Origin of the sequence: Hymenobacter nivis, assembly GCF_006439025.1 — a bacterium.
In the GTDB taxonomy this organism is placed as follows: domain Bacteria; phylum Bacteroidota; class Bacteroidia; order Cytophagales; family Hymenobacteraceae; genus Hymenobacter; species Hymenobacter nivis_A.
This window is the reverse complement of record NZ_RCYZ01000005.1, coordinates 310,573-323,334: the sequence shown is the minus strand read 5'-3', so window position 1 is coordinate 323,334 and position 12,762 is coordinate 310,573. Positions and strand designations below refer to the sequence as shown.

Sequence of the window (12,762 nt, the reverse complement as noted above, 5' to 3'; positions counted from 1 at the left end):
GCATAATCGCGCAACCGATTGCCCAAAAGGGCGGAATTGAAAAATATTTATTCAGCAAGCCTTGGCTATCACAAACGGTTGGGATAACTATCGGAAACGTTTTTGCTTGATTATGAATGGATTATTTGAGTAAAATGATTGGTTGGCGCGTAACAAAAGTTCTAGAATTCCCATTAGGAATTCTAGAAATAGGGCTTTGCAGCCTACAATCCAACCCGTTTTTTTCACATAATTTTCTTTCCGATGAGAATACCTCAACGCATTTTACTGGCACTAGCAACAGCGTTTGGTATCCATTGCACTGCCTGGGCCCAGAACGCCCCGGTGGTGGTGGAGGCTGAAGCCGGCACCTCGGCGACGCCCACCGTGACCGGCGCTACCGCCGGCGACTGGGCGGCCCGCACGGTGGCCGCCGCCGGCACCACTCCGGCCATTACCTACGTGACTTCGCTGACCGACGTGGCGGCCTACACCGCCAACGGCGGCGTCGGCGGCGGTGCCCCCGCTACTGACGCCCGGGTGCTTACCTACACGGTCACGTTTCCGGGGGCGGGCAGCTACGATTTGTACGCCCGCATGCGGGTGGGCGCGGGCGGGGCCAGCGACGACAGCTACTTCTACGCCAACGCCTTCGGGGCCAAAAGCGCGACGGCGCCGGCCGATTGGGTGACGGCCAACGGCCTCAACAACGTGGGCTACGTGGCCGGTAGCGGCTTGGCTGTGGACGGGGCCGGCGGCAGCGGCACCGGCGTGTGGAAGTGGGTGAACATGTCGAAATTCATCGTCAACGGCAGCGCGGCCACGTCTTTCACGGTGGCGGCCGGGGCCCTCACCCAAACCTTCCAGATTGGGGCCCGCGAGGACGGGCTGGACCTCGACAAATTCGTGTTTGGCCAAACCGGGCGGTTCTTCACCGTCACGAACCTCGACGCTGGCACCCAGGGCTCGGCCACGGCCCCGGTGGCCTTTGTGCCCAGCGGCCCGGCCCTGGCCACAGGCAAGGGCAAGTACCTGGGCAGCGCCTACAGCACGGCCCAGTCGCTGTACTTCGATAAGTACTGGAACGCGGTGACGCCCGAAAACGGCGGCAAGTGGGGCAGCGTGGAAAACACCCGCGGCACCTACAACTGGGCCGACTTGGACAGCGCCTACAACCGGGCGGCGAAAATCGGCGGCGTTTTCCGGCTCCACACCCTCATCTGGGGCGCGCAGCAGCCCGCGTGGCTGCCCGCCCTGTCGAGCGCCGACCAGCTGGCGGCCATCAATGCCTGGTTTGGGGCCCTGGCCACTCACTTCGCGGGCAAGAAAATTGACTTCATCGACGTAGTGAACGAGCCCATCCACACGCCCCCGACGGGACTGGTAACGGTGGGCTCGCCCGCAAACCCGACGGGCAGCGTCGACCCGACCGGGGGCGCGTACATCAACGCGCTGGGCGGCACCGGCACCACGGGCTACGACTGGATCATCACGTCCTTCCAGCTGGCCCGCCAGTATTTCCCCGCCGCCAAGCTGGTGCTCAACGAATACAGCATCGTGAACGATGGCAACTCGGCGGCCAAGTACGTGACGATGATCAACTTGCTGAAAACTCGCAACCTCATCGACGGGGTGGGCCTCCAGGGCCACGCCTTTTCCACGGGGGGCACGCCGGCGGCCACCATCACCGCCAACCTGAACACCGTGGCCGCTACCGGCGTGCCGCTCTACATCACGGAGTACGACTCCGACGGCCTCACCGACGCCGCCCAGCTGGCCGAGTACCAGCGCGTGTTTCCGTTGTTTTGGGAGTATCCGGCCGTGAAGGGCGTCACGCTCTGGGGCTTCCGCGTGGGCCACTGGCGCACTGCCCAGGGCGACAACCTCGTGAACGCCGACAACACCGAGCGCCCGGCCCTGGCCTGGCTGCGCACCTACGTGCAGGGCACGGTGCTGGCCGCCAAGCCCAGCAGTGCGGCCAGCGCCGGCATTTTTGCCTACCCCAACCCCGCCACGGGCGGCCGCGCCTCGCTGAGCCTGCCCGCCAGCTTCGGCCAGCAGGCCGTGGAGGTGGCCCTCATCGACGCCCTGGGCCGGGCCGTGCTGCGGCAGTCGCTGCCCGCCGCGGCCGGCGGCACCGTGCGGGCGCTGCCGCTGCCCGGCGTGGCCCCGGGGCCCTACACCGTGCGCGTGCAAACGGCCACTGGCGCGTTCAGCCAGCGCCTGTTTGTGCAGTAAAACTGCCCGGGCCTGCATAACAACGGGGGAGCCGGCCATGCGCCAGCTCCCCCGTTTTCTTGTAGCCCTAATGCCGGGTAGCGCCCCTGGGGGCCCTGGCTACCCGTTCCAGGTGCCGAACTTGCCGAGCTGGTAATCCTGGTAGGCTTGCTGAATTTCGGCTTCGGTGTTCATCACGAAAGGGCCGTAGGCGATTTTGGGTTCCTTGAAAGGCAGGGCGTGGCCGAGCAGCAACACGCTGTCGGTGAGGGCTTCCACGGTGAGCTTGTCGCCGTCGTGGTTGAATTCCAGGAGCTGGCGGGCCTGGGTATCGGTGCCGTTGGCGCGCAGCTGGCCGGCCACGGTGTAGAAGAACACGGTGCGCGCCGCCGCGATGGGCAGCGTCAGCCGGGCCCCGGCCGCAAAGTCGAGCCAGGCCAGCTGCACGTCGGCCAGGGTGTCCACGGGCCCCGCCGTGCCGGCCCACTCGCCCGATACGGCGTGGACGGTGACGCCATCGGCCGCCTCGACCGTCGGTATTTCGCTGGCTTGCAGGCCGGTGTAGCGCGGGGCGGTCATTTTGTGGGCGGCCGGCAGGTTCACCCAGAGCTGCAAAATCTCCAGGGGGCCCCCGGTCTCCTTGAACTCGTCGGACGATACTTCGGCGTGGATGAGCCCGGAGCCGGCCGTCATCCACTGGATGCCGCCGGCCCCGATCACGCTCTCGTGGCCGCTGCTGTCTTTGTGCAAAATGTCGCCCTTGAGAATGAACGTCACCGTTTCGAACCCGCGGTGCGGGTGCGGGCCGAAGGGCAGGCCCTGGTTGCGCGGCCGGTACACCTGGGGCCCGTGGTGGTTGAGGAACAGAAACGGGTCGACGTAATCGACCGAATTGGTGGGCAGGGCGCGGTAGGTCAGCAGGTCGGCAATGGGCGCGCTCACGGCCCGGTGCTGCTGCCGCACGGTGCGCAGGGATGGAATCATAGCTGGAAAGAAAGGGTAGAAAAAGCAACGGCGCGGGGCCCCGGGGCCCCGCGCCGTTGGCGCGGAAAGGAAAGGCGGGGCAAAGCTACGCCGGTTCCTCGGCGGGCGCGGGGCCCCGGAAGGCGTCGGTTTTGCCCACGCCGGCGGTCAGCTTCACGGGCCGGTTTTCCTTCGCCGACTGGTAGATGGCTTCCATGATGCGCTGGTCCTGGAGGCCTTCTTCGCCGGGCGTGTAGGGCGTTTTGTTGTCGCGCACACACTCGGCCATGTGGTCCATTTCGAGGGCGAATTGCTGCTTGGCGGGGTTGCTGGGGATTTCGTTCACCTGCTTGCCGTTGGGGGCGTGCACCAGCTCCTGCTTCAAGCCCTTGTAGGGGAAGGCGGGGTCCATTTTAATAGTGCCGGTTTCGGCGTGCACGGCGTAGCTCTTGGCGTTAAACGAGCCGTAGCCCGTCATGCACTGCGAGATAACGCCGCTCGGGAAGCGCAGCGTAAAGCTCACGTTCTCCTCAATTTCCTTGAAACGGTCGTCGCCCGGCGTGCTGTAAATCTGGGCACTCACCTCGTTGGGCTCCTCGCCCAGCAAAAAGCGCGTGGTGTTGAGGCAGTACAGGCCCACGTCGGGCAGCGAGCCGCCGCCAGCCAGGGCTTTTTTGTGGCGCCACTGCTGGTCGTGGGCCTGGTTCTGGCAGTTCATCATCTGGATGAGCTTGGTTTTGCCGTAAGTTTTGTCGCGCACCATTTTCATGGCGGCCCGGTTCAGGGGCTCGTACTGAATGCGGTAGGCAATCATCAGCTTCTTGCCGGCCTTGTTGCAGGCGGCAATCATTTCCTCGCACTCCTTCACCGAGTTGGCCATCGGCTTTTCGCACAGAATGTGCTTGCCGGCCTTGGCCCCGCGCAGGGTAAACTCGTGGTGCATCGAGTTGGGCAGCACGATGTAAATGACCTGCACCTCGGGGTTGTCCTTTAGTTTATCGTAGGTCTGGTACGAGTAGCAGCTGCTGGGCTTGATGCCGTACTGCTTGGCGGCCTTGGCCATTTTGTCGGGGTCGCCGCTCACCAGGGCCACGGCCTTGGCGTGCTTGCACTGCCCGAAGGCGGGCAAAATTTCGGCCAGTGTGAGGTGGCCCAGGCCCACAATGGCATAGCCCACGCGCTGGTCGGGCGCGTCGGGGTTGGGGAAGGGGCCGGGCTTGGGGTCGGTGGGGGCCTCCAGCGGTGGCAGCTTGATGTCGAGGTCGCCGCTGGCGCTGGGGGCCTGGGTGCCGAAGCCGCTCAGGTCGGCCGCCTCGGCGGTGGCCAGGGGCAGGGCCCCCGCCACGGCGGTGGCCAGCAGGCCGCGGCCGGCGTGGTGGATGAACTGGCGGCGCGAGGCGGCCGGGGCGCCCAGGGCGGGGGCGTCGGCCCCGGGCACGAAGGCCGGGGCGGAAGATTCTTGGAACATAACGCGAATAGATGGGACGGTAGCGGCTTGGCTGTACGTACCGCCCCGGGGGTAGCGTTGCTACGGCCGCGCTTGGGGGCCCCATTTCCGCGCCGGGGCCCTACTTCTTGGGCCGGGCGTAGCGCGCCTCAATGGCCACGGGGTAGTGGTCGGAGGGTGTTTTGCCGCCGCCGTAGGTGTCCGTCAGGATGCCATAGCGGGCCACGGTGAAGGCCGGGCTCAGGAAAATATGGTCGATGCGGGCGTCGGACTTGGCGCGGGAGTTGAAGTCGTTAAACGTGCCGTTGGGCGCGTACACCAGGGCGGCCGTGGCGTAGGCGTCCTTCAGCCGGCCCGAGGCGTTGATGAGCGCGTAGCTCTCGTCGCGCTGGTCCACATTAAAGTCGCCGCTGAGTATGGCGGGCGTTGCCCCGGCCAGGGCCTGCACCCGGGCCAGAATCAGCTTGGCACTCTCGCGGCGGGCCACCACGCCGATGTGGTCGAAGTGGGTGTTGAAAAAGTAGAATACGAAGCCCGTGCCCCGGTCGCGGAACTGGCCCCAGGTGCAGATGCGCGGCAGTGCGGCGTCCCAGCCTTTGCTGACTACGGCGGGCGTGGGCGAGAGCCAGAACGTGCCCTGCTTGAGTAGCTCAAACTTGGCCGTTTTGTAGAAGATGGCCGAGTACTCGCCGGCCTCCTTGCCGTCGTCGCGGCCCACGCCCACGTGGCCGTAGCCGGGCAGGGCCCCAGCCAGGTCCTGCAGCTGGTTGCGCAGTACCTCCTGGGTGCCGAAAAGGTCGAAATCCTGGAATTTGATGAGGCCCGCCAGGTACGGCAGCCGCTTGTGCCAAGCGTTGGCCGTGTCCTGCTTGTTGTCGTAGCGGATGTTGTAGGTGGCCAGCTTCAGGGTTTGGGCCCCCAGCGGGCCGGCCAGTGCGCACAGCACAAGCGCGGCCAGAAAAACCTTTTTGAACATGGGCAAGCGGAAAAAGCAGGGTGAAAGCAACCGGCAATAGGGCCCCCAGCGGGCCGGGCAAAGGTATTGCCCGCCGCCGCTACCGTTGAACATGGCTGCCCTAGCCGGCCGCTTGGGGCTCCGCCGCAACCGCCGCGGCGCAATCGGGGTAAAACCGGGGACACCCGCTCCGGCCACCCCCGGCCGTGGGGCCCCAAACCATCGGCTGGGGCCCTGGGTTGTTTGTCCTTACCCCCATTCCCCATGCCTTCCCTCTTCGATTCCTTCGCCCTGCGCGGCGTCACCCTCAAAAACCGCCTCGTGGTGTCGCCCATGTGCGAGTACAGTAGCGTCGACGGCTTCGCCAACGACTGGCACCTGGTGCACCTGGGCAGCCGGGCGGTGGGCGGCGCGGGCCTCATCATCAGCGAGGCGGCCGCCGTGTCGCCCGAGGGCCGCATCACCCCCGACGACCTCGGCATTTGGAAAGACGAGCACGTGCCGTTCCTCAAGCGCATCAACGACTTTATCGCGGCCCAGGGCAGCGTGCCCGGCATCCAGCTGGCCCACGCCGGCCGCAAGGCCAGCACCTACACCAGCTGGAAGGGCAGCGGCGCCGTGCACGTAACGGCCGGCGGCTGGCAGCCCGTGGGCCCCGGCACCGAGCCCTTTGCCGACGACTACCCGCGGCCGGCGGCGCTGGATGCGGACGGCATCCAGAAGGTGATTGCCGATTTCCGGGCCGCCACGGTGCGGGCCCTGGCGGCGGGCTTCCAAATCATTGAGATTCACGCCGCCCACGGCTACCTGCTCCACGAGTTCTACTCGCCCCTCAGCAACCAGCGCACCGACGAGTACGGCGGCTCGTTCGAAAACCGCATTCGCCTGACGGTGGAAGTGGTGCGCGCCGTGGGGGCCCTGCTGCCCAACCACTTGCCGCTGTTGGTGCGCATTTCGGCCACCGACTGGACGGAAGGCGGCTGGACCATCGAAGACTCGGTGGCGCTGGCCAAGGTGCTGAAAGCAGAAGGCGCCGACCTCATCGACACGTCCACGGGCGGCAACGTGCCCCACGCCAAAATCCCGAGCACGCCCGGCTACCAGGTTGAGTTTGCCGAGCGCATTCGCCGCGAGGCCGACGTGGCCACCGGGGCCGTGGGCCTCATCACCACCGCGGCCCAGGCCGAAGAAATCGTGGCCAGCGGCCAGGCCGACCTCGTGCTGCTGGCCCGCGAAGAACTGCGCGACCCCTACTTCCCCCTGCACGCCGCCCACGAGCTGGGGGCCGACATGGCCTGGCCCGTGCAGTACGAGCGCGCCAAGCCGCGCCGGTAGGGCCCCCAGAAACGAGTTAAAAGGTAAAGGAGAAGCGCTAAAAGACAGCAGTGCCTTTTAACGCTTCTCCTTTACCTTTTAACTCATTTGACGACGGCCTGCGTGAGCCAGCTCACGGCCTCGGCCTCGGTATCGAAGGTTTTATAGGTGTTGCCCAGCTCGCGCGCGGCCATGGTGAGGCGCGTCATACTCACGCGGGCGAAGGGGTTTTCGGCCAGTAGCACGGCCCCGTAGCGGTAGCTGCCCTCGCGGATGGCGCGGGGCAGCCACTCGCCCACCAGCCAGGCGCGCTCGGCGTCGGAGTAGGGCACCATCTTGCGCTGGTCGATAAGCATTTTGCCCCAGCCCCGCCGCACCATGGCTTGCAGCGCGTGCGTAAGCAGTGCCCGGAAGGCCATTTCATCGCGCGGGGTGGCATAGTAATCGAGCCGCAGGTAGTTCATGGGTTCTTCCCAAATGCGCCCCACGGCGTTTTCAAAATATACAGAGCGAGCAGCCATTGAGCAGAAAAAAGGGAAGGTCCAACCCGCCCGTTTGCGCTAAACTGCAAATAGACGGTCGAGGTTGCAGCAGGCCTGCTAGGGCCCCTGGTGAATGACGGCCGCCACGTTGGTGAGGTCGTCGTAGTCGGGCGTTACCACGCCCCGCCCCGGGTTGTCGAGGTCGCGGATGGTGGTGACGAGCACAGCCACCGTGGCCACAAATACAATAGGAATGAGTGGATTAGGGTAATCTTGGAAACGGTTCATGAAGCCGATCATTAGGCACATGCCCAGCGAGAGCACCACCAGCGCCACCAGAATGGTACGCGGCGTGCGCTCACGAAACGTGTAGAGCAGGGCGAAATAATTGGTGTTTTTGGTGGCCGCCAGCGCCAGCAGTTGCTCCACCACGGGGCGGTCGGTGGGGGCCCCGGCCAGGTGCACCAGCAGGCTAGTGTCGAAGGCGCGGTTGAGCGAGTCGGCGCGGTGCACCAGGCGCAGGCACTCGGCGGCGTTGGGGGTAGGGTGGGCCAGTTGGTCGCGCAGCGACGCCAGCAGGTAGGCCCGCACCCGGGCCCGCAGCGCGGGCGGGTACAATTGGCTTTGGCGGTACAGGCCAGAAATGCTGCTGGCCTCGGCGTGCACCGTGGCGTCGCGGGCTTTCACGGCCGCGCCCGAGGCCACCAGCGTGAAGGAAAGTAGCAGCCCGAACATGCCGAAGATGCCGCCCTCTACCCCAATTGGCTTCCATACGCGCCCGCGGCGCAGGTACCAGCGCTCGGCCGCCCAGCCGCCCAACCACACGGCCAGGCCCAGCCCCACAGGGTAGGCCAGAGTGGCCCAGTACGAATCGACGACGGCCAGCCAGGCGGAAGCAAGCAAGGGAAGCAGCATAAGCAGGCCGCAAAGAAACGAGCCCTTGTTGGTACGCCGCGTGAAGGGCGGCGGCCGGCGGCGCTACTTTTGGGGCCCCACTGCCCGCCGCCCGTGCCCATGAAACCGTCCCGCAAACCCGTTGTGCTGCGCCCGCCCACCCGTTTCCCCGCCGACCAAGTGGTGGAGCGCTGGGACGCCCGCCGCCTCCTAGCCGAGGGCACCGAGTTTGAGCAGTTCCACTTCATCGGCGGCGACTTTGGCGGAGCCGACCTGAGCCGCATGCGTTTCATCGACTGCCGCTTCGAGCGCTGCAACTTGGCCGCGGCGCAGCTCACCCAAACCGCCCTGCAAAACGTGGCCTTCGACGGCTGTAAGCTGCTGGGCGTGCCCTTCGGGGCCTGCCGCGACCTGTTTTTCGGCGTGCACTTCGACCACTGCCAGCTGCGCTACGCCACCTTCGGGGGCCGCAAAATGCCGGCCACCCGCTTCGCCCACTGCACCCTCGACGAGGCCGACTTCACCAACGCCGACCTCACCGGGGCCCTGTTCGCCGATTGCTCGCTGGCCGGCACCGTCTTCCACGACACCCAGCTAGCCGGGGCCGATTTCCGCACCGCCACCGGCCTCGCCCTCGACCCCGAAGCCAACAACCTTCTAGGAGCCCGCTTCGCCCTCGCCAGCCTGCCAGGGCTGCTGGAAAAGTACGGGCTGGTGGTGGAGTAAGGGAGGCTTGTCTGGGTTGGGAACAGCTTTTTAAAAGACTTTGTAAAATACTGCCAGCACCTGCCCATTGTTCAGCGCCTTGGAATACTACTGCTTTGCCGCAGTGCACGATGCGATGGGTGCAATTGACGCAATATTGTCCTTTGCAGTACTAGCTGGCGTTACTGCGCTCCCCTCAACCAAGGCAGTGGGATGGAAATAGATATAGATAAACCCCTTTTTTCGTATTCAACCGGTCCTAGCTAGTGCATATTGCCCAAAAACGTAATAGCATAATGCTAGGCGCAACTAATCTTTTTGCCCCATTTAGCTGGGGTTATTCAGCACAATAAAACACCTAATAGGGCCGTGCTTACCACAAAGCAATTTCTCATTCTGTAGGCGGCTTTGCCCGAAAGGATTGCAACTGCCAAGTAGAAAACCCTTTACTTTGTAGATAGAACAAGTACGCATTAGACTTATTTTAAGTCTAATCATGGAATATAACCAGATAAATAAACAAAAAATACAATTCGGTATGCGTAAATTACTACAGAGAAGTATTCTCTTTTTGCTGCCTCTTTTCGTCGCCTGCGGCCCGACCAGAAACTTGGTCTACTTCAGTGATTTGAAGGGCAATGAGAACTACAAAACGACCATTGAGAACAATTCGGAAGTCAGGATACAAACTAATGATCTGTTAAGTATTAGGTTAACGAGCTTAAACCCAGAGTCGAACGCGCTATTCAACCGCGGTGTCATTCAATCAAGTACTAACGCGTTAAATACTGATACCGGGCCTTCTGAAGGGTACTTGGTCGACAAAGACGGCTTTGTAAACTACCCAGTGCTAGGTAAAGTACAGCTTGCCGGCCTAACAAGGGAAGAAGCAATAAGCAAGATGACGACCCAGATTCAACAGTTTGTTAAATCTCCAATCGTAACAATTCAGCTTCTAAATTTTAAAATTACAGTGATCGGGGAGGTTAATAAGCCTTCCACTTTTATAGTACCAGCCCAACGCATTAATATTTTGGAGGCATTGGGCCTGGCCGGCGATATGACTCCTTACGGGAAGCGGGAGAATATTCTGTTGGTAAGGGAGAAAGACGGGGTTCGTAGCACCACGCGACTTAACCTTAATGATAAGGAATTATTGAATTCCCCTTATTTTTATCTGCAGCAAAATGATGTAGTCTACATTGAGCCAGACCGGCTAAAAGAGGTGCAAGCGAGCACCAATACCCGGACGATTACTATCACTACAATGGCGATTTCCATTTTAGTGGCACTGATATTTAACTTTCAAAATATTTTTAAATAATAAGATGAGCTACTCAGATAAAAATCTTGATTCCCTGAATACAGGAGAACTGGATCAGCAGAATAATCGATTTGCTCTATCAAAGTACCTTCATTACTGGTATCTTTTTCTGCTTAGCCTGATCATATGTGTAACAGCCGCTTTCTTATTCATACGCTATGCTACTCCGCAGTATAGCGTAAGCGCGCTCTTGATGATAAAAGACAAAAAAGATAATAATACACCAGTTAAGAACGAGCGATTCAGTGATTTTAATGATGCCAACGCATCAAAGAATATCGATAATGAAATTATAATTTTAAAATCTGCCAGCTTGATGCAGAAGGCATTGGAAGAGCTTTCGCTCAATGCCAGCTACTATGTAAAGGGCCGGGTTCGCAACCAAGAAGTTTATCAGTCAGAATTGCCTTTCAAGCTAATTATCAGCAAGCTGGATTCTACTGCTTTCGATAAAACAGTTGTTATTTATCTCAAAAGTGGCAATTCGTTCGACTTAGAAGAGAATAAGCAAAGAGCCACTTATCAGTTTGGTCAGCTGATCCACAAGAAATACGGTGAATTCACCGTAGTAGCGGCATCAGACCAACTGCCGTCGCAAACGGTAAAGCCGATTATTATTAAATTCCATGATATTCGTAAGCTAGCTGCCGATTATTCTAAAAAATTGGCCGTTACGATGGTCAATAAGCAGTCAAGCGTACTATCGCTCAGCATGACCGATGCAGTGCCCGCGAAAGGCAAGGATATCTTGAATAAGCTTATCGAGGTGTACGATGAGGAGGCAATGAATGATAAAAATTCTATTGCATCCAATACCATTGCCTTTATTGACGACAGACTTAAGTACCTGGGTGCGGAAGTATCAAACGTTGAGAAAAAGGTTGAAGAGTTTAAGCAAAAGAACCAAGTAGCCGATGTCACGTCCCAAATCAATCAGTCGTTAGAAGAGGCAAGCGGCTACAATAAGCAAGTATCGGAATACGGCGTTCAAATAGATGTGCTGGAATCTATAGAGAAATACATAAGCCAAACCGACAACCAGCAACAGTTGATCCCGGGCACACTCAACGTTCAGGACCCAACCCTTTCCGGCCTCATTGCAAAGTTTAACGAGTTGCAGCTAGACCGCGAAAGGATGCTGCGCACTGCGCAAGCCAGCAACCCAGTTGTGGTAAGCATGACGGAGCAGGTCAATAACTTGCGAGTGAACATCGTCAAAAACCTCGAAAGTGTAAAAAATGGTTTGCTCGCTTCCCGCAGAACTTCACAATTGAAGTCTGGTCAATTTGGTGCCAGAATACAGCGCGTACCTACCATTGAGCGGGGCCTGGAAGCTATTAGTCGGCAGCAGGATCTGAAGCGGGCTCTGTACTTGTATCTGCTGCAAAAGCGAGAAGAAGCGGCGCTTTCCCTCGCTGCTACAGTTTCTAATTCCCACGTTATCGATCCGGCCACAGCAGGAGATGACCCGATAAGCCCGCAGAAGCCAGCAGTTTTATTAATTGGATTAATGCTGGGCTTGGGGCTGCCTTTTGCCTTCGTGTACATCAAAGACATGATGAACGACAAGGTGCAGCTGCGCAGGGACGTAGAGTGGGCAACGTCTGCTCCAATTTTGGGCGAGCTAGTTCATAGCAAGTCGCAGGAGGCGGTAGTGATGTCAAAAGATAATCGCTCGCCACTGGCTGAAATGTTCCGCCTCATCCGGGCTAACTTTCAATTTGCTACAACTGGCAAAACAAATAAGGTGATTTTGATTACCTCGAGCATGAGTGGAGAAGGAAAGTCATTTTTCAGTCTCAATATGTGCGCAAGCTTGGTGTTGGCAAATAAGAAGGTCTTGTTGATCAATATGGATTTGCGGAAATCAAACGGAATTGCATCAGGGGTAACTAACAAGGGCGTTACGGATTACTTGGTTTCTGATACGGTTTCGGTTGATGACATCGTGCAAGAGTCATCGGATGTTCCGGGCCTGTATGTTATCACCTCGGGGCTTCTGCCGCCAAACCCAGCTGAGCTGATGATGAGCAATCGGGTGCCGCAACTGCTGAACATACTGAAGGAAAGCTTCGACCACATCATCATTGACTCAGCTCCAGTTGGGCAGGTTGCCGATGTGTTTGCACTAGCCCCCTATATTGACGCTACGATCTATTTGGTTAGATACAACATCACTTATAAAACCCAATTAGATATTGTTAACAGAATTATGTCTGATAATAAATTAAGTCGGGTAATGCTCGTGCTTAATGATGCAAAGAAAAACAATTCGCAAGGCTATGGTTATAATTATGGCGAGGTCGAAGTCAAAAATAAAAAGGACTTGGTCTAATTATTTATTTTACTCTCGGTATCAAAAGTTTGAATCTTAAAATACGTTTTCCTTATTGCCTATGTCAACAACATCGCGCCTAATATCTGGAAGTGCCGCATCCTGGGCACAAATAGGCGTCACGATGGTGTCCCAGATAGTTTTGGT

Annotated in this window: 10 protein-coding genes; 5 read left to right on the top strand and 5 right to left on the bottom strand. The window is 59.3% G+C overall.

Annotated elements, in window-relative coordinates; translation table 11 throughout:
• The first annotated feature begins 243 nt into the window (after positions 1–243).
• Positions 244–2,217, top strand: coding sequence for an endo-1,4-beta-xylanase (locus EAH73_RS13960; RefSeq protein WP_140467538.1), 1,974 nt, complete (start codon positions 244–246; stop codon positions 2,215–2,217).
• A gap of 99 nt (positions 2,218–2,316) precedes the next feature.
• Here EAH73_RS13960 and EAH73_RS13955 read toward each other — a convergent pair whose 3' ends face one another.
• The 3 genes from EAH73_RS13955 to EAH73_RS13945 all read right to left on the bottom strand — a co-directional run bounded on the left by EAH73_RS13955 (position 2,317) and on the right by EAH73_RS13945 (position 5,582).
• Positions 2,317–3,180, bottom strand: a complete 864-nt coding sequence (locus EAH73_RS13955; protein ID WP_240047253.1) for a pirin family protein — start codon at positions 3,178–3,180, stop codon at positions 2,317–2,319.
• Between the two features lie 85 nt (positions 3,181–3,265).
• Positions 3,266–4,627, bottom strand: a complete 1,362-nt coding sequence (locus EAH73_RS13950; protein ID WP_140467536.1) for a Gfo/Idh/MocA family protein — start codon at positions 4,625–4,627, stop codon at positions 3,266–3,268.
• 100 nt (positions 4,628–4,727) lie between these two features.
• The gene (locus EAH73_RS13945; RefSeq protein WP_161599555.1) at positions 4,728–5,582 is read right to left on the bottom strand and encodes an endonuclease/exonuclease/phosphatase family protein; all 855 of its coding nucleotides are present in this window, start codon (positions 5,580–5,582) and stop codon (positions 4,728–4,730) included.
• A gap of 243 nt (positions 5,583–5,825) precedes the next feature.
• On the opposite strand from EAH73_RS13945, the gene EAH73_RS13940 reads away from it, so the two are divergent.
• Complete coding sequence (locus EAH73_RS13940) at positions 5,826–6,896, top strand: NADH:flavin oxidoreductase/NADH oxidase (protein WP_140467532.1); 1,071 nt, start codon at positions 5,826–5,828, stop codon at positions 6,894–6,896.
• A gap of 83 nt (positions 6,897–6,979) precedes the next feature.
• Here the strand turns inward: EAH73_RS13940 and EAH73_RS13935 are convergent, their stop codons facing one another.
• Both EAH73_RS13935 and EAH73_RS13930 read right to left on the bottom strand, forming a co-directional pair.
• Positions 6,980–7,396: a hypothetical protein gene (locus EAH73_RS13935; RefSeq protein WP_140467530.1), complete on the bottom strand. Its 417-nt coding sequence runs from the start codon at positions 7,394–7,396 to the stop codon at positions 6,980–6,982.
• 78 nt (positions 7,397–7,474) lie between these two features.
• Positions 7,475–8,272, bottom strand: a complete 798-nt coding sequence (locus EAH73_RS13930) for a hypothetical protein (RefSeq protein ID WP_140467528.1) — start codon at positions 8,270–8,272, stop codon at positions 7,475–7,477.
• 99 nt (positions 8,273–8,371) lie between these two features.
• On the opposite strand from EAH73_RS13930, the gene EAH73_RS13925 reads away from it, so the two are divergent.
• From EAH73_RS13925 to EAH73_RS13915, 3 genes are all read left to right on the top strand, one after another.
• Entirely contained in the window at positions 8,372–8,977 is a 606-nt protein-coding gene (locus EAH73_RS13925; protein ID WP_140467526.1) for a pentapeptide repeat-containing protein, read from the top strand.
• 475 nt (positions 8,978–9,452) lie between these two features.
• Complete coding sequence (locus EAH73_RS13920) at positions 9,453–10,280, top strand: polysaccharide biosynthesis/export family protein (RefSeq protein ID WP_240047252.1); 828 nt, start codon at positions 9,453–9,455, stop codon at positions 10,278–10,280.
• A 4-nt stretch (positions 10,281–10,284) separates the two neighbouring features.
• Complete coding sequence (locus tag EAH73_RS13915) at positions 10,285–12,615, top strand: GumC family protein (RefSeq protein ID WP_140467524.1); 2,331 nt, start codon at positions 10,285–10,287, stop codon at positions 12,613–12,615.
• The last annotated feature ends 147 nt before the right edge of the window (positions 12,616–12,762 follow it).